The sequence below is a fragment of the Edaphobacter dinghuensis genome (genome assembly GCF_014640335.1).
GTDB classification, from domain to species: domain Bacteria; phylum Acidobacteriota; class Terriglobia; order Terriglobales; family Acidobacteriaceae; genus Edaphobacter; species Edaphobacter dinghuensis.
Map to the genome: position 1 here is coordinate 143,493 of NZ_BMGT01000003.1, position 17,060 is coordinate 160,552.

Below are 17,060 nucleotides of genomic sequence, written 5' to 3' on the forward strand. Positions count from 1 at the left end.
TATAGGGAATGCGTGGATGGTTGCGTAGCGCTAGCCGACATCGCAGGAGCTTTTGGCATCCAAACCTGTTCAGGGCAAGTCTTTACGTTGTTCCGGCAAGTATTCAGTATTGTTCTGGTTAAGAGAAAAACGGGGAAATGGCGGGGTCTGCTTGTCGTTTTGGCTTAAGAGAGGATGTGGGGTATTGATTCGACGGAGAGGAGGTGCAGTGTGCGCTACGGCGACTCAATGCTTTGCAGCATTGATGCTGATATGCGGCCTTGCCCTTGCACAGGACGTACCTCCGCCGAACTCGGCCGCTTCGGTCACTGATGGGGCGCAGACGCCCTCAGTGGTGGTAAATCCGTTGGCCGTGCCACAGGCCTCTCGAGCGGAGACTCCAGAGCAGGCGCAGCAGCGGATTAACTCCTCGCTCGCCGATATTGGCCCCGGACTTACGACGACAGTGTGGCAGTGGAAGGGCTTGCAGGTCAGCAAAATTGAATTTGAGGGCGTGACTTTTGATGCGACCGACAAACTGCCGGGCCAGCTTGCGCAGAAGGCGGGTGAACCGTTCGATCCGCAGAAGGTCCGCCAGAGCGTACGGAGATTATTTGCCAGCGGGCGATATCGTGACGTCGAGGTACGAGGTGTGCGGCACGGTAACGAGGTAACACTGATCTTTGCAGGGTCTCCGCGTTATTACGTTGGCCGGGTAACGATTGCAGGAGTCAAGAACGAGCGACTCTCCTCTTTGCTGGAGTACGCGACCAAGCTCAATCCGGGGACTGCGCTGACCAGGTCTGCGGTACAGGATGGAACCGATGGGATTACCGAGACGCTGGAGCAGCAAGGCTATTACCAGCCGAAAGTCTCCGTGAAGACTGTGACCGATAACGCCGGTGAGCAGGTGAACGTGACTTACACCGTGGACGTGGGGCCGCAGGCACGTATCGGGCAGGTCCAGTTGGAGGGCACAGATCCTGGGATGACTCTTGAGCAGTTCAAGAAGACAGGAAAACTGAAGACCGGGAAAAAAGTCACTCGCGATACGACCAGCAATGCACTGACCAAGCTACGATCTCGGTATCAGAAGAAGGACCATCTGGAAGCTGTAGTGACGCTACAGAAACAGAGCTACGTTCCGGTGCGCAAGCAGCTTGACTATAACTTTCACGCGAACCAGGGACCGGTGGTCAAGATCGTAGTGGAGGGAGTAAAACTCGCGAAGAGCCGCCTTCATCTGCTGGTTCCGATCTATGAAGAAGGAACCATCGACAATGACCTGCTGAACGAGGGGGTCTACAACATTCGTGACTATCTGCAGCAGCGTGGATACTTCGACTCAAGCGTAAAGGTTCGCGTGGTCGGGCAGAATACGCCGTCAGAGCGCGTTGTCTTTTCGGTTGATCGTGGGGCCAAGCACAAGGTGATCGCGGTCAATATCAAGGGCAACAAATATTTCTCCACCGATCTGCTGCGCGAAAGAATGCAGGTGCAGAAATCCAACGCCTATCAACGCAGCGGCAGGTACAGTCCTTCGCTGGTGACGGCAGATGTTAACTCCATTGAAGCTCTGTATCGTGCCAATGGATTCGATCAGGCGAAGGTGACGACTGATGTGCAGGACGTTGACGACGCGGCGAATGGCAAGCCTCTTAAGTCTGCACAGATTCGCGTGACTTATACGGTAGTGGAAGGAAGGCAGCAGAAATTCGGCACGATTCAGTTGGCGGGTGTCGATCCCAGCCGGATGAATGAATTAAAGGGGATCATGAACTCTCAGCAGGGCCAGCCCTTTTCGCTGGTCACGCTCTCTGGCGACCGCGACGCGGTGCTGGGATACTACCTGAGCCACGGGTTTGATCAAGCCAGGATCGAAGTCAAGCAGGACAATACTGCTGACCCTGACAAGGTAAATGTGACACTCAATGTCACCGAAGGCCCGCAGGTCTTTATCAACCATGTGCTGTTGTCGGGAATTGAAAAGACCAAGCCAAAGGTAGTTGAAAAAAGTATCCGGGTGCACCCCGGCGACCCGCTCGACCAGAGCGCGCTGCTGCAGACGCAGAGAAATCTATACAACATGGCACTCTTCAACGAGGTCGTGACGGCGGTGCAGAATCCCTCCGGAGATGCGCCGACCAAAAATGTGCTTGTACAGTTGACCGAAGCAAAGCGCTGGAACGTGACTTATGGATTTGGGTTTGAGGCGCAAACGGGAACGCCGAGCCGAGGCATGATCTCAGAGGCTTCGTGCATTCAGTTGGGAATACCTCTCGACCAGTGCAATAACTACTCGCAAGAAGGCAAAGCAGGAATCAGCCCGCGAGTTTCAATCGATGTATCGAGGATTAATCTTCGCGGATCGGAAGACTCGGTGACGCTGCATGGGTCTTATGGATTGCTGGAGGAGATTGCAACGCTGACATTTCAGAATCCGCATCTGTTTGGTGCAAAGAACATTTCTGCGAGCGTCTCGGGCGGATATTCCAATGTGCAGGACATTACAACGTTCGCTTCCTCGACCTTGCAGGGTGATTTTCGCATTACCGAGAAGGTAAAACGCGCCGACACGTTTATCTACGATTTTCAATACCGCAGGGTCAAGGTCGATCCGAATAGCCTGCAGGTTTCGGCTGACCTGATTCCATTGCTCTCGCAGCCTGTCCGCGTAGGCGGTCCTGGCATTACATGGTTTCATGACACGCGATCGCCTAGTCCGCTCGACGCCGTGAAGGGATCGTATACCACTGTCCAGGCGTTTCTCGCCTCGTCGAAGTTCGGTTCGCAGACCGACTTTTACAAGCTCGATGGAACGAATTCGAGCTACTACCAGTTTGGCAAGCAGAAGTATGTGCTGGCACGAAGCACGCGCATTGGCTATGAACGAGCATCAGGAGAGAACCCTAACTCCGGCAGCCCTGTATGCCAAGGCGATCTGTTGACGACGAATCCAAGTTGCGATGCGGTGCCATTACCGGAGCGTTTGTATGCTGGTGGAGCATCTTCGCATCGCGGTTTTGGAATCAATGCAGCCGGCCCGAGAGATTTGCAGACGGGCTTTCCGGTAGGCGGAAAAGCGGCGTTTGTAAACTCGCTGGAGCTGCGTCTTCCGCCGCCGACGTTGCCTTATGTCGGCAACAGTGTCAGCTTTGTCTTGTTTCACGACATGGGCAACGTATTTCAGAATGCCAGTGACATGTTCCCTAGCTTTCTGCGGTTTCACCAGCCGAATAATCGAACCTGCTCGGATGTGTCGTCGAATGTAGGCACGTGCAGCTTCAATTATTTTTCTCACGCAGTGGGTGTCGGTGCGCGTTATAAGACTCCTGTCGGGCCGGTTCGTGTCGACTTCAGCTACAACCTGAACCCCCCGGTCTATCCGGTGATAGCTGACTTCAATAACAGTCCTCCGCATGTCGGGCATGCGGGCCACTTCAACTTCTTTTTCAGTATTGGGCAAAGCTTCTAGAATGCATTCGAAAAAACACAATGCGAGGATGTGGTGGCTCGAAGGCGCCGGAGCGCTGGTTGTGGTGGCCGCGTTGGTGCAGAGCTCGTATCTGTGTGCCCAGAAAGCGGCAGTGCCGTCCGAGGCTTCTGCTGCGACTCAGCCCGGTGCAGGGCAGGGAGTCGTGCTGGACCGTGTTGTCGCAATCGTGAACGGCGATTTGATTCTTGAGAGCGATGTCGATGAAGAGATGCGGTTCGAGGAGATTCAACCTTATCGGACTACCGATGAGAACCGCTCGCGCGAATCCACCGTGAGGCGGCTTATCGATCGATTGCTGATTCTGCAACAAGCGGAGCTGGAGCCGGAGACTGCCATCTCGGACAAAGAGCTCGATGCTCAGCTCATGACCTTGCGCAAGGACATTCCGGAGTGCAAGCAATATCATTGCGAGACCGACGCGGGTTGGGAAAAATATATTAATGCCCACGGATTTACCCTCGAGGAGTTCCGCAAGCGTTGGCGAGAGCGCATGGAGCTGTTGCGGTTTATCGAGGTGCGATTTCGCAATGGCATTCAGATCTCGGATGAGGACATCAAGAACTACTACGAGAAGACGATGCTGCCGGAGTACGCAGAGCGTCACGTAACTCCTCCGAAACTCGAGACGATCTCTCCGCGAATTGAAGAGGTGTTGTTGCAGCAGCAGGTTGGTAACTTGTTGCGAGACTGGCTGACATCATTGCGGGCGCAGGGAAGGGTGCGCATCATGAGGCCCGGCGAGGTGGCTCCGTGAGCGACGCAGAGAAGAAGCCGCTGCCGGACAGGATCGAGGAAAAGCTTGAGAAGAAGCTTGCCACTGTGAAGCGTTCGCTCGGCGGAAAAGTAGCCCATGCCATCGCATGGACCGTTGCGGGTTTCAGCGTCCTGCTGCTCGTGTTTGTTGGAGTGTTCTCATGGTATTCGACGACGCCTGATTTCAATCAACGGGTGAACAAAGCAGTCGTGAATGTGCTGGAAGATGCGACCGGCGGTCGTGTCGAGCTGAAGGGGATCAGCTTCAAGCTGTGGCATCTTGCTATCGAAGCGGATGGCCTTGTCGTTCATGGGCTCGAAGGGCCGGGAGAAGCGCCGTATCTCTCTGCGGACAAGATACAGGTTAGAGTCAAAATCTTCAGCTTCTTTTCGCATGTGGCCGGAACCGGGATTGCATCGCACATCAGCCTGAACTTTCTGCGGGTCGATCATCCGCAGGTCCATCTGATGATTGACAAGAATGGGAAGACCAACCAACCGGTGCCGAAACATCCGAGCACAAGTAAAGAGCCGGTGATGGATACCCTTCTGGATTTGAAGGCAAAGCAGGTTGAGCTGGCGAACGGTGTCTTCCTGTTGAACGACCGCGCGACTCCGTTTGATCTCGCAGCTCGCGATGTGGATGCGGAGGTGCATTACATTGCGGCTAATGATCACTATGGCGCAACGGTCGATCTCAAGGATCTGCGGACGAAGCTGGGCAAAGAGCCAGAGGCGGACTCGACGCTGCATGTCGAGGCCGAGGTGGGCCGAAATGTGGCCGAGCTGAAGAACCTTGTTCTGCATACCGGGAAGGCATCAAACCTGAAGGCGAGTGCCAGCCTTCAGAACTTTGCTCATCCGGCCTGGCAGGCAAGAGTACAAGGAACTTTGGAGCTGAATCAGATTGCAGTGCTCAGCGGTGTGGATGGGCTGAAGGCCGGTACTGTAGACCTCGATTTAAATGGCCATAGCTGCAATACATCGCCGGTGGTCGCTCAGAAACACCCCAGGTTCTGGCAGCGGTTCCATCCCAAGTCGAATGCCAAGACCAACACTAAGGTTCTGCCGCCCGATCCCGATTGCGTTGCAGGGTATCTGCTGGTGGGTTCTGCGAAGATCCATAAGGCTGCTTATCGCGATGAGTATGTCCGCCTGCACGATATCGACGGTAGCTCGCAGCTGCACATTACGCCGACAGAGTTATTACTGACCGCGATGACCGGATATCTTCCTGGTGGCGGAAGCGCGACGGGAGATCTGCGCATCTCCAATTGGTTGGGGGAAGTTCCCGCGGATGCATCTGCCACGTCGCCGACGACGAAGGCTGCTATTGCTACTACAAATACGACTGCAAAGACGATTGGTGCGAAGGCTCCGATTACCGGAAAGACGACATTGCCACAAGTGGTCTCCGCCCATGCCTATCTGTCTGCAACGATCAACAGAATTCCGCTGCGAACGATCATGGACATTACGGCGCCCGAAAACTATGGTGATCTTGGCTTTGATACAGCAGTCAGCGGTCCCGTGAAGATGGAATGGGGAGGCCCGGCGAAGGATATCGCCGACACCGTGGTTGCCGATGGCACCCTGAAGTTTTCGCCGACCGGCGTTCATCGCAGAGGAGCACTCTCCGATATTCCGGTGACCGGGCAGGCGAAGGCGCACTACTCAGGAACCAACGAGACGGTTCAGATCCAGAACGTGACCATACAGACGCCGCAATCAAACATTGATGCGAGTGGCGTGCTTGGCGTCAACGAAGGCGATCCGTTGACGGCATTGCGCGTCGATATGACCGTGCGCGATCTTGGCGAATATAACCAACTACTCCTGACGCTGGGACTGGAGGGCAATGGGAAGAAGGGCGTAGCTGCCATTCCTGTTGTCCTGCACGGCGCGTTGCAATTCAATGGAACAGCGCGCGGCGCGGTGCGCGATCTTGATGTGAAGGGCCATCTGGAGGCTCAGAACATTGAGGCAAAGATCGGCACAACCGACGCGCTAATCGATTCGCTGGTAGCTGACGCCGAGTATTCGCCGGACTCGGGGATACTGGTGGCAAGCTCCATTATCAAGCGCGGCACTGCGGTGTTGAATGTGGCGGGCGATCTGGAGCCGAGGAAGGCAGTCTCCCATCGCGGGGTTACCACGTACGAGTGGGACGAGGGCATGTCGATCAACGCAAAGCTGCAATTGGCCGATGCTCAGATGACAGACCTTCTTCAGATCGCAGGACAGCAGCAAAATATCCCGGTTACAGGAACCGTTGCTGCAGACGCGCATGTATTGGGGACATTGAAAGACCTAAATGGCAGCGGACACCTCTCCTTAACGAAGGGTGTCGCCTATGGAGAGCCATACGACTCCGCGATCGCTAATCTGTCCGTCCACGGACAGGACATGGAAGTGACTGACCTGCTGTTGAAGACTCATGGCATGCAGATCGCTGGTAACGGCGGCTATGACATGGAATCGCAACATCTGCACGGTCATGTCGAAGGGAAGAATCTTCAGCTATCGAAGTTCGACACCGTGCGCCAGGCTGATCCCGATGTTGACGCGACCCTGAGCGTCCTCGCCGATGCGAACGGTACGTTGAAGGAGCCGGGGCTGAAGGCAGATTTGAAGCTTGCTGACATCCTTGTCAAAGGTCAACCGATGGGCGATGCAGTCGCCAATGTCCATACGCAGGGCCAGATGATGTACCTTACGGCTACCTCAACGATGGTGGGTGCGAAGCTGGATGCTACCGGCCAGGTGCAACTGTCTGGCGACTATCAGACTCAGGCAAAGGTGACGCTTACTGGTCTCGATATCGGCAAGCCGTTAGCGATGTTCGGCTCCAGTGCCTTGAAGGCGCAGTCGGCCATCAACGGCACTATTACAGTGAATGGGCCGCTCAAAACTCCGAAAGAGCTTAGCGGGACGGCTGAGTTCAATCCGGTTGACGTGAAGCTGCAGGGAATTGAACTGAAGGCAGCGGAGCCTTTGAAGGCCAGCCTGCGCGATGGCACGGCAACGCTCGAACAGATTCATATCACCGGGCAGGATACGAATCTACAGCTCAGCGGAACGGCCCAGCTCTTTGGCTCGCCCGATCCCAAAGGCGGCAAGCTGAACGTGAAGGGCAGCGGAAGCGTCAGCATGGCTCTGCTGCATACCTTCCGCTCTGATCTGATCACCAGCGGCAAGGTCGAGTTCACCGTTGCCGCCGGCGGACAGGTGAAGAATCCTGCTCTCACCGGCAAGGTGCAGTTCGACGACGTAAACATAGCGATGGATGGGATTCCGAACGGCCTCAACAAGATGAACGGTACGCTCGTCTTCAACGAAGACCGGCTGCAGGTTCAGAGCCTGACGGCAACTACCGGTGGCGGTCAGTTGAAGATTGGTGGCTACATCCGTTATCGTAACGGCCTCTTCGCCGATCTCACTGCTACCGGCGATGTCGTTCGGGTGCGCTTATACGGTCTCAGCGCAACTGCGACCACGAAGCTTAGGCTGCAGGGATCGGCAGATAGCGCACAACTCACTGGAACGGTGCTGCTCACTCGTTTCGGTATCGGCCCGGATATCGATCTGGCGGCCTTCTCTTCGACCGGAGGAATCAGCGCGCCTCCCGATCCCAACGCACTTTCCAACAAAATTCGCCTCGATGTTCGAATCACCAGCTCGCCTCAGCTCGATTTTCAGAACTCGTATGCCAAGCTCGCCGGAACGGTAGACCTGACGATTCGCGGAACTGTGGCGACTCCGTCCGTCCTGGGACGCATCCAGATCACCGATGGCAGCGCAACCTTTGCCGGCACGAAGTACCAACTGCAGCGCGGCGATATCTATTTCACCAATCCGGTACGCATCGATCCCATCATCGATCTCGACGCCACGGCGCAGGTAGAAAACTACGACATTACCGTCGGCCTGCACGGAACTATGACCAACCTGAAGCCCACCTACAGGTCAGAGCCTCCATTGAGCGAGGCCGATGTCTTTGCGCTGCTGGCTCTGGGACGCACGCAGGAAGAGGCTCAGATCTACCAGGAGAAACAGGCACAGGCCGGTACCGATCCCACAACCAGCGCGTTGCTGGGCGGTGCGCTGAATGCGACTGTCAGCAATCGCGTGGAGAAGCTCTTCGGTGTCGGCAGCGTCAAGATCGATCCCGCTTTCGTGGGAACGCTGGGAAACTCGGCGGCGCGAATCACCGTTCAACAGCAACTCTCCAAGCAGATCACGGCGACCTTTGCCACCAACGTCAACAGTTCAGCGCAGCAATTGATTCAATTGCAATACGATCTCAATCACAATATGTCGATTGTGGTGACCCGCGATGAGTCGGGCGTCTTCAGTATTGTGTATAAGCTGCGGCAAAGATATCGTTAGCTGCTGAGCCAGATGTCTGGATTGTATCTCATTATTGAAAGACCGTGGACTGGAGAGGTAAGGCCGGTTCACCGGAAGGAAAGACCGATGTCCGTGTTGAAGAGCATGAAGATTACAGGAGTCCTCGGGTTGTCGTGCGTGCTGCTGCTCGCTCCTGCGGTAAGAGGTATGGCGCAGACGCCAGCCGCTGCTACAGCAGCAGATAACGCAAACGATGCACAGATTCAGTCAAATCTGACGAAAGCACTGAGCAATAAGCGGTTCAAGGGAATAACCAGTACCGTGCAGGACGGCATGGTGACGTTGCACGGTACGGTCGACGTCTACAGCGATAAGGAGGACGCGGACAAGCGGGCTCACCGCGTCAAAAACGTGAAGAGCGTTCAGAACCTGATCGAGATAGGCGGCCCGGTCGTCGATGATGCAACCCTTCGTAACAAATTGGCGGAGAAGCTGGCCTACGACCGCGTGGGCTATGGCACCACGGCCTTCAATGCGCTCACCATTGGCGTAAAGAACGGCGTGGTCAGCCTTGGCGGCACGGCGTACGGCCCGGTCGATCGAGATTCGGCTGTCAGCCTGGTGTCGAATTATCCCGGCGTAAAGGACGTGGTCGACAACATCAACGTAGCACCGGTCTCGCCGATGGATGATCGTGTTCGACTGGCCGAGGCGCGCGCCATCTACGGTGCGCCACAGTTGAATAAGTACGCACTCGACCCGGCGAAGCCGATTCGGATCACCGTCATCAACGGAAATGTGACCTTGTCCGGTGTTGTGGATAGCCAGTCGGACAAGGAGATCGCCGGTATTCGCGCAAATGGCGTCCCTGGAGTCTTCAAGGTCGTCAATAACCTGCAAGTAGCCGGAGCCCCTGCCCAGAGCGAAAAATAGTCGCGCTCGTCAGCTAAAGGGCCACGTTCGCAGTGCGGGCGTGGCCTCACCTCTTTTACGATAGAGGAATGACCTCATTGTGGAAGAGTACGGCGGTAACGCTGGAGATGATCAAGTGGGAGCACTCGATCTTTGCCTTGCCGTTTGCGCTTACGGGCGCAGTATTAGCAGCGGATGGTTGGCCTCCGCTGCGTGTTCTGGGTTGGATCGTGGTTTGCATGGTAGCGGCGCGCTCGGCTGCGATGGCGTTCAACCGGCTGGTCGACGCGCGGCTCGATGCAGCAAATCCGCGAACCTCTATGCGCGCCATTCCCGCTGGAGCGTTAAGCAGTAACTTTGTAGGCGGCTTTGTTGTGATATCTGTCGTCGTCTTCGCGGTGGGCGCGGCGATGCTGAACAAGCTCACTCTCGAACTTGCCCCGCTGGCGTTGATCGTGGTGTTGGCGTACAGCTACATGAAGCGCATTACGCGCTGGTCTCATCTCGTCTTGGGACTGGCCCTGGGAATCGCTCCTTCGGCGGCGTGGATCGCGGTGCGTGGCTCGCTCGATCTCCGCATCGTTGTGCTTACTGCCGCAGTGCTGCTTTGGGTGGGCGGCTTCGATGTGCTCTATGCCTGTCAGGACTTTGAGCACGACCGCAAAGTCGGCCTGAACAGTGTTCCTCAGTCCTTTGGCGTCGGCGCGGCCTTCTGGATTGCGCGCATCATGCACCTCGGCATGCTCATGCTGCTGTGCTGGCTGATTGTGCTCTTCGGTTTGGGCAAGGTTGCTGTGTTTGGCGTGGCGCTGGTAGCGCTGCTGCTGCTCTATGAGCACCTGATCATCTCGCCGAAAGACATGCGCCGCATGAATGCAGCCTTCTTTACTCTGAACGGAGTGATCTCTGTTGTGTTTTTCGGCTTTGTGGCTGCGGATGTTTTGCTGCGACGATAAAAAAAGCCCACCGCAAGGGTGGGCTTTAAGGCTGCTTGGCTAAAGTTTAGTGGACTAACGTGCATCGTTGTGATGCAGGTCATGTCGCACGTCATCCAGCTTGGCATTGATCTTATCCTTGACGTTCTGTGCAGTGGAAGTAATCTTTTCGCGAATATCGTGGGCTTTGTCGTCGGCGCGCTGCTTCAGATCCGCGCCCTCTGCGTGGTTCTCGGCCCGTGCTTTATCGGCGGCAGCGGCAGCTGTGTCCTTGGCATTGCCCCAGGCTTCTTTTGCTGCGCCTTTTACCTGTTGTGCAGCGCCCGAGTTGGCAAGCTTCTGGTCGCCGACAGCTTCTCCGACTTTCTGTTTTACTTTGCCTGCAACCTGGTCAAATTTACCTGCTACATTTTCCTTGTTCATGAGATGGCTCCGTTTTTCCCGTTCCAGTCCCGGTTTTAGGGCCGTATCTTGTTCGTTGAACAGGCTAAAGAGCCCGTCTGCCGGATAAAAGGTTGAAGATGAGAACGATGATGGCGAGGACCAGAAGGATATGAATCCAGCCGCCGAGCGTGTAGCTGCTGACGAGTCCTACGATCCAGAGGATGAAGAGAATAATTGTGATAGTCCAAAGCATTGGTCGCTCTCCTGAAAGTGATTTCCGGCGTCCGCTTCTGCCGTTCGCAATCAATCGCTGCAATTGCACATGGCCTTTTTGTAAGTTGCCGGGTAGAAGAGCGAGGTTGCCAGAGGGCACTAAAATAGGATTTTTGAGGTGTCTGATTTGAAGATTGCGATTCAGGGAGAGTTGGGGTCGAACAGCCATATGGCGACCCTCCGGATGCTGGAGAACGCAGAGATTGTTGCGTGCAGCGTATCTGCCGAAGTTTTGGCAAAGGTTGTCTCAGGAGAGGTTGACGGTGCGGTGCTGCCCATCGAAAACAGCCTGCATGGTTCGGTTGCCGAGCACTATGACCTGCTGCTGGAGCTTCCCGTACGCATCGAGGGCGAGAGCCTGATGCACATTCGTCACAACATGATCGCGATGCCCGGCGTAAAGCTCGCTGACATTCGCAAGGTGATCTCGCACCCGGTGGCCTTGTCGCAATGCCGCCACTTTCTGGCCAACCACCCGGAGTTTGAAGTTGTATCGTTCTACGATACCGCCGGCAGCGTAAAGCACCTGATGAAGGCCGGTCTACGCGATGTTGCCGGCATCGCTCCTGTGTTGGCTGCCACAGAGTACGGCGCAGAGGTTCTGCTGCCCGGAGTCGAAGATCACGCCGAAAATTACACTCGCTTTCACCTGATCCGTCGCGATGACGCTGCGCCGGACACCGTTGAGCTCGAGAGAGCAGACAAGATGAGCGTGGCCTTCACCATCGAACACCGTCCCGGAACGCTCGTAGCTGTGCTTGAGAGGTTGGCCGAAGCGGGCATGGATCTGACCAAAATTGAATCCCGCCCCGTCCCCGGTAGTCCCTGGGAGTATGCTTTCTACGTGGATATCCGCTTTGAAGACGCAGAAAGAGCCGATGCCGCCATCGCTGCAATACGGAATCACTGTCGAATGGTCAAAGTTCTAGGCCGCTATAAGGCTGCCTAGCCTGTGAATGCAGGGCTTTATGCCACTGCACTCTATAGCTCAATAAGCTGTTTATTTTCAATAGTGTATCGATTGCTGACGGTGTTCTCCGCTTGCAGGTGCTGCAAGTGGATGGAAATCCGCAACTCTCTCATGAATAAAGCTGCTACGCCGATGACGGAGAGAGGTCAGACGGCGTCTTACAGGGCAGAGATGTCGGGTTGCGACCAGATTAATACTTGCTGCATCCAATAGCTGGTAATCTGATAGAGGGGCACTCAATGTCAAATGATTTCGTAAGTGTGATTCAACCGAAGGCATCCAAAAACGGGGAAACCGTTGGGGAACAGATCGTAGCCAAGAGCCCTGTCCCGGTTCTTCCTGTCCGGGATACCGTGCTCTTCCCTCACGCCGTTCTTCCTCTGACGGTTGGCCGCGAAAGCTCCATCCAGCTCATCCAGTCGCTCGGCGAAGAGAAGACCATCCTTGTGGTGGCCCAGCGCGACGCGCGTCAGGACACGCCGCAACCCGCCGACTTATATGCCATTGGTACTCGCGCGACCGTCCATAAGGTCGTCAAAATGCCCAACCAGAGCCTCTTCGTCTTCACCGAAGGAAACGAGCGTGTGCATCTGGGTGAGTTCTCGCAGCTGACTCCTTTCATGATGGCCGAGGCAGAGACGATCGAAGAGATCGAGCCCGCAACCTCTCCTGAGGCCGAGGCACTGCAGCGCAATGTGGTCAGCCAGTTCCAGTCCATTGTGACCTCGTCGCCTACGCTGTCGGACGATCTCCAGACCATCGCCATCAATATCGAGGAGCCGGGCCGTCTGGCCGACTTTATCGCTTCATCCCTGCCATTTCTCACCACGACGGACAAGCAGGAGCTGCTCGAAACTCCGGATGTCTCGGCACGTTTGGAGCGCATTAACAAGCATCTTGCCAAGGAGCTTGAGGTTCAGCAGCTCCGCAACAAGATCCAGAGCGAGGTGCAGGATTCCGTCCAGCAGTCGCAGCGCGACTACTACCTGCGCGAGCAGATGAAGGCCATTCAGAAGGAGTTGGGCGATCTCGACGACTCGCAGAAGGACATCGCCGAGCTGAAAGAGAAGATCGAAAACGCCGGGATGCCCGACGAGGTCAAGAAAGATGCCCTCAAGGAACTTAGCCGCCTCAGCCGCATGAACGCCATGGCTGCCGATTACGGTCTCACTCGCAACTATGTGGAGTGGCTGGCTGTGCTGCCGTGGGCAAAGAGTTCGGCCAGCGAGATCGATATCGCCAAGGCGAAGGAGATTCTCGATGCGGACCACTACGGCTTGCAGAAGGTGAAGGACCGCATTCTGGACTATCTCTCTGTCCGTCGTTTGAAGCCGGACATGAAAGGGCCGATCCTATGCTTTGTCGGGCCTCCGGGTGTGGGTAAAACCTCGCTTGGGCGTTCGATTGCCAAGTCGCTGGGGCGCAAGTTCTCGCGCATCTCGCTGGGCGGTATGCATGACGAGGCGGAGATCCGTGGCCATCGCCGTACCTATATCGGTGCGCTGCCTGGCCAGATCATCCAGAACCTGAAGCGCGTCGAGACGAACGACCCTGTCTTTATGCTCGACGAGATCGACAAGCTGGGCCGCGACTTCCGTGGCGATCCCGCCAGCGCGCTGCTTGAGACGTTAGACCCGGAACAAAACAACACGTTCCGCGACAACTATCTCGACCAGCCGTTCGATCTCTCGAAGGTGCTCTTTATCTGCACGGCTAACCAGCTCGATACCGTTCCTGCGCCGTTGCTGGACCGCATGGAGATCATCGAGCTGACCGGCTATACCGAGGAGGAGAAGGTCAACATCGCTGAGCGTTACTTGATTCCGCGCCAGATCAAGGAGAACGGTATCGATCCGGCAATGGTCGAGTTCCCAACGCCAAGCGTGCACCTGATCGCGCGTCACTACACGCGCGAGGCAGGCGTCCGCAAGCTCGAACAGCTGATCGGAACGGTCTGCCGCAAGGTGGCCCGTCGTGTGGCCGAAGGCAAGACGGACAAGGTCGTCATTACGCCCGAGACGGTGCACGAGTTTCTTGGCGGCATCAAGGTTCGTGTCGATACTGAGATCGCCGAGCGCACGAAGCGCCCCGGCGTCGCAGTCGGCCTTGCCTGGACGCCCGCTGGAGGCGATGTGCTCTTCATCGAAGCCAACCGTATGAAAGGTAAAGGCGGCTTCACTATCACCGGCCAGATTGGTGATGTGATGAAGGAGAGCATGCAGGCCGCACTCACGTGGGTCCGTTCTAACGCGGCATCCTTTGGGCTCGACGAGGACTTTACCAAGGACGCCGACCTGCACATCCATGTGCCTGCCGGAGCTATCCCCAAAGATGGCCCCTCTGCGGGCGTAACCATGGCGACGGCGCTGGTCAGCCTGCTGACGAATACTCCGATCCATCCGCTTACGGCGATGACCGGGGAGATTACTCTCAGCGGCAACGTCCTTCCGGTTGGAGGCATCAAGGAGAAGTTCCTCGCTGCCAAACGTGCCGGTGTCCGTGACGTCATTATGCCTACGGAGTGCAAACAGCAGGTGGACGAGGACCTCACGCCCGACCAGATCGAGGGGGTCACCATCCACTACGCCTCGCACATCGAAGACGTATTGGCCGTGGCTCTGCCTCATACCAAGCGCGAGGCGGTCCACGACGAGCAGGTACGGGAAGAGGTCTTGCAGGCAGCCGTCTAAGCCGGTCTTGCAGTCCTATCAATAGAGCGGCTCCTCAAAAAAGGGGCCGCTTTTCTTTCGCAAAAGGAGAAGGCTTCATGATGACAATTGGCCATTCCACGCTGCCGCTTGAGGTCTTCCTTCAGGCGCTTCTGGACAATGGCTGCCGCCTGCTGATTGATGTCAGAAGCATCCCTCGCTCCCGCCACAACCCGCAGTTCGAGCAACCTAATCTCTTTGCAGCGCTCGAGGGCGCCGGTATTGCTCCGGTCTGGAGAAAGGCCCTCGGAGGTCGTCGCAGCACGCGTAAAGACAGCATCAACCGGGGCTGGCGTAACGAGAGCTTTCGTGGATATGCCGACTATATGCAGACCCCAGAGTTCTCCGCGCAGATTGACTGGCTGATGGCTCTCCCCAACCTGGACGCAACCGCTGTTATGTGTGCCGAAGCCGTCCCCTGGCGCTGCCATCGTTCCCTTATCGGCGATGCCGTGCTCGCGCGTGGCGGCGTGGTGGAAGACATCTTCGTCCCTGCCACAGGCAGCAGCTTTCGCAAGCCGCACGAGCTTACGAAGTTTGCCCGCATCGAAGGCAGCCGTCTCTGGTACCCCTCGCCCGAAGAGGAGGCCAGTCCGCAGCTCTTCGACTAAAGAGAGCAGCGCGATATCCTACCCACATGCGCGTCAACGTGCTCTACTTCGGTATCTTGAAAGACCTCTTCGCCAGCGAGCGCAATTCAGTCGACCTTCCCGAGGGGGCAACGGTTGATGTTCTTCTCAGCCTTTTACGCGGCCAAACGTCTAAGCAGAGCGAGGCATGGAGGACGCTAGCGGTGGCTGTCAATCGAGAATATGCGACTCTCTCGACCGTTCTGCGAGAAGGCGACGAGATCGCCCTGCTGCCTCCGGTCAGCGGCGGCGCGCAGGGCAGGTGCGGCGCATGAGAGTCGAGCTTGGCACGAACGTGATTCCCTCGGCTGAGGCGCTTGAAGAGATCAAGGCTGCCTCCGATGGTGCGGTCTGCATCTTCGACGGCATCGTTCGCAATAACACCCGAGGTCGTCAAACCCTCTTCCTCGACTACGAAGCCTACGAAGAGATGGCGCTGAGTCAGATGCGCAGCCTTGCAGCTGAGGCGCTCAATAAGTTTTCTATCCGCGATGTAACCCTGCTTCACCGGCTCGGACGTCTTGAAGTAGGAGAGACCAGCGTTCTCATCGTCGTCGCCTCCGCCCATCGCGCCGCGGCCTTCGACGCCTGCCGCTGGCTGATCGATACTCTCAAAAAGACCGTTCCCATCTGGAAGAAGGAGTATTTTGCCGATGGAGCCGTATGGGCCGCGGGCGAGCCTTTTCCCGACGAGCTGGGTGTTGCAAAGGAGACGCGGGAATGAAGATTACCGCCGTTGCTCTCGTTGCTGCACTGTGGTTCCAGGCTCCTATTGAGCGTCGTCCGCCTCCGCAGCAGGTGCCCACCATCAAGGTCGAGACTCGCCTCGTCAACGTGGCCGTCAATGTCACCGACGCTCACGGAGCGCCCGTTCCCGGACTCACTCAAAGCGACTTCCAGATCAGTGAAGACAATCACCCGCAAAAGATAGCCTTCTTCGAGAAAGAGTCCACCACGCCGCTTTCCATCGTCCTCGCCATCGACACCAGTGAGAGCGTCTTCAACAATGAGCGCCTTGAAAAAGAGGCGGCCAAGCACTTCATCAATGCACTGCTGCGTGATCAGGATGAGCTCGACCTCATGGATTTCTCCGATACTGTTCGTGAGATCGTCTCCTTCACGAACCAGAAAAAGCAGATCGAGCACGGGCTCAACCAGCTTGAGCCTGGTGACGAGACCGTCTTATATGACGCCATCTATCTGGCCTCGCAACGGCTCTCCCAGACCCGTCAGGATGCGGGCCGCCGCCGTGTGCTGGTGCTCATCACAGATGGCGTCGACACTAAAGACACTCGCTACGAGCAGGCTTTAGAGCAGGCCCAGCGTGCCGGAGCCATGATCTACTCGCTTATCATCGTCCCGGTTGAGGCCGATGCGGGGCGCAACACCGGCGGCGAACATGCCCTTATTCAGATGTCCGAGGACACAGGCGGAAAGTACTACTACGTCGAAGATCCCAAAGACCTTGATGCGGACTTCACGCACATCTCCGACGATCTCCGTACGCAGTATGTTCTCGGCTACTATGCTCCGCAGGGCATACGCCACGAGCAGTCGTTGCGCACGATCGGCGTGCAGATGACCGATCCCTCGCTGCGGGGCAAATATTCCTTGCGCTATCGCACCGGGTACTATTCCGATGCGCGTTAGTCTTATGAGTAAGAAGACTGA

Annotated in this window: 13 protein-coding genes; 11 read left to right on the forward strand and 2 right to left on the reverse strand. The window is 56.5% G+C overall.

Features of this window, described 5'->3' with window-relative positions; genetic code table 11:
- The first annotated feature begins 208 nt into the window (after positions 1-208).
- From IEW09_RS12480 to IEW09_RS12500, 5 genes are all read left to right on the forward strand, one after another.
- A complete protein-coding gene (locus IEW09_RS12480; RefSeq protein WP_229739286.1) occupies positions 209-3,454 on the forward strand; it encodes a POTRA domain-containing protein in 3,246 nt (1,081 codons plus the stop codon).
- 1 nt (position 3,455) lies between these two features.
- A complete protein-coding gene (locus IEW09_RS12485; protein ID WP_229739287.1) occupies positions 3,456-4,229 on the forward strand; it encodes a peptidylprolyl isomerase in 774 nt (257 codons plus the stop codon).
- Positions 4,226-8,617 carry a translocation/assembly module TamB domain-containing protein gene (locus IEW09_RS12490; RefSeq protein ID WP_188554561.1) on the forward strand — a complete coding sequence of 1,464 codons (4,392 nt, stop codon included), beginning with the start codon at positions 4,226-4,228 and terminating at the stop codon, positions 8,615-8,617. Before IEW09_RS12485 ends, IEW09_RS12490 begins: the two co-directional genes overlap by 4 nt.
- A gap of 87 nt (positions 8,618-8,704) precedes the next feature.
- Positions 8,705-9,511, forward strand: a complete 807-nt coding sequence (locus IEW09_RS12495) for a BON domain-containing protein (protein WP_188554562.1) — start codon at positions 8,705-8,707, stop codon at positions 9,509-9,511.
- Between the two features lie 68 nt (positions 9,512-9,579).
- Positions 9,580-10,446 (forward strand): UbiA-like polyprenyltransferase, encoded by an 867-nt coding sequence (locus IEW09_RS12500; protein ID WP_188554563.1) that lies wholly within the window; start codon positions 9,580-9,582, stop codon positions 10,444-10,446.
- A 54-nt stretch (positions 10,447-10,500) separates the two neighbouring features.
- On the opposite strand, the gene IEW09_RS12505 is transcribed toward IEW09_RS12500, so the two are convergent.
- The gene (locus IEW09_RS12505) at positions 10,501-10,848 is read right to left on the reverse strand and encodes a CsbD family protein (RefSeq protein WP_188554564.1); all 348 of its coding nucleotides are present in this window, start codon (positions 10,846-10,848) and stop codon (positions 10,501-10,503) included.
- A gap of 64 nt (positions 10,849-10,912) precedes the next feature.
- Positions 10,913-11,062, reverse strand: coding sequence for a lmo0937 family membrane protein (locus IEW09_RS12510; protein WP_121472057.1), 150 nt, complete (start codon positions 11,060-11,062; stop codon positions 10,913-10,915).
- Between the two features lie 138 nt (positions 11,063-11,200).
- On the opposite strand from IEW09_RS12510, the gene IEW09_RS12515 reads away from it, so the two are divergent.
- From IEW09_RS12515 to IEW09_RS12540, 6 genes are all read left to right on the forward strand, one after another.
- Entirely contained in the window at positions 11,201-12,031 is an 831-nt protein-coding gene (locus IEW09_RS12515) for a prephenate dehydratase (protein WP_229739288.1), read from the forward strand.
- A gap of 260 nt (positions 12,032-12,291) precedes the next feature.
- Positions 12,292-14,742 (forward strand): endopeptidase La, encoded by a 2,451-nt coding sequence (gene lon, locus IEW09_RS12520; RefSeq protein ID WP_188554565.1) that lies wholly within the window; start codon positions 12,292-12,294, stop codon positions 14,740-14,742.
- A 77-nt stretch (positions 14,743-14,819) separates the two neighbouring features.
- Positions 14,820-15,371 carry a DUF488 domain-containing protein gene (locus tag IEW09_RS12525; RefSeq protein ID WP_188554566.1) on the forward strand — a complete coding sequence of 184 codons (552 nt, stop codon included), beginning with the start codon at positions 14,820-14,822 and terminating at the stop codon, positions 15,369-15,371.
- Positions 15,372-15,397: 26 nt separating this feature from the next.
- A complete protein-coding gene (locus tag IEW09_RS12530) occupies positions 15,398-15,664 on the forward strand; it encodes a MoaD/ThiS family protein (RefSeq protein ID WP_188554567.1) in 267 nt (88 codons plus the stop codon).
- Positions 15,661-16,113, forward strand: a complete 453-nt coding sequence (locus tag IEW09_RS12535) for a molybdenum cofactor biosynthesis protein MoaE (RefSeq protein WP_188554568.1) — start codon at positions 15,661-15,663, stop codon at positions 16,111-16,113. The genes IEW09_RS12530 and IEW09_RS12535 overlap by 4 nt, the downstream gene beginning before the upstream one ends.
- The gene (locus IEW09_RS12540; RefSeq protein WP_188554569.1) at positions 16,110-17,039 is read left to right on the forward strand and encodes a VWA domain-containing protein; all 930 of its coding nucleotides are present in this window, start codon (positions 16,110-16,112) and stop codon (positions 17,037-17,039) included. The genes IEW09_RS12535 and IEW09_RS12540 overlap by 4 nt, the downstream gene beginning before the upstream one ends.
- The last annotated feature ends 21 nt before the right edge of the window (positions 17,040-17,060 follow it).

Excerpts from the sequence above, each read along its gene's own strand:
- IEW09_RS12485 (WP_229739287.1), top strand. The coding sequence starts at position 3,456 with ATGCATTCGAAAAAACACAATGCGAGGATGTGGTGGCTCGAAGGCGCC.
- IEW09_RS12505 (WP_188554564.1), bottom strand. The coding sequence starts at position 10,848 with ATGAACAAGGAAAATGTAGCAGGTAAATTTGACCAGGTTGCAGGCAAA.
- IEW09_RS12525 (WP_188554566.1), top strand. The coding sequence starts at position 14,820 with ATGATGACAATTGGCCATTCCACGCTGCCGCTTGAGGTCTTCCTTCAG.
- IEW09_RS12540 (WP_188554569.1), top strand. The coding sequence starts at position 16,110 with ATGAAGATTACCGCCGTTGCTCTCGTTGCTGCACTGTGGTTCCAGGCT.
- IEW09_RS12530 (WP_188554567.1), top strand. The coding sequence starts at position 15,398 with ATGCGCGTCAACGTGCTCTACTTCGGTATCTTGAAAGACCTCTTCGCC.
- lon (WP_188554565.1), top strand. The coding sequence starts at position 12,292 with ATGTCAAATGATTTCGTAAGTGTGATTCAACCGAAGGCATCCAAAAAC.
- IEW09_RS12500 (WP_188554563.1), top strand. The coding sequence starts at position 9,580 with ATGACCTCATTGTGGAAGAGTACGGCGGTAACGCTGGAGATGATCAAG.
- IEW09_RS12535 (WP_188554568.1), top strand. The coding sequence starts at position 15,661 with ATGAGAGTCGAGCTTGGCACGAACGTGATTCCCTCGGCTGAGGCGCTT.
- IEW09_RS12510 (WP_121472057.1), bottom strand. The coding sequence starts at position 11,062 with ATGCTTTGGACTATCACAATTATTCTCTTCATCCTCTGGATCGTAGGA.
- IEW09_RS12495 (WP_188554562.1), top strand. The coding sequence starts at position 8,705 with ATGTCCGTGTTGAAGAGCATGAAGATTACAGGAGTCCTCGGGTTGTCG.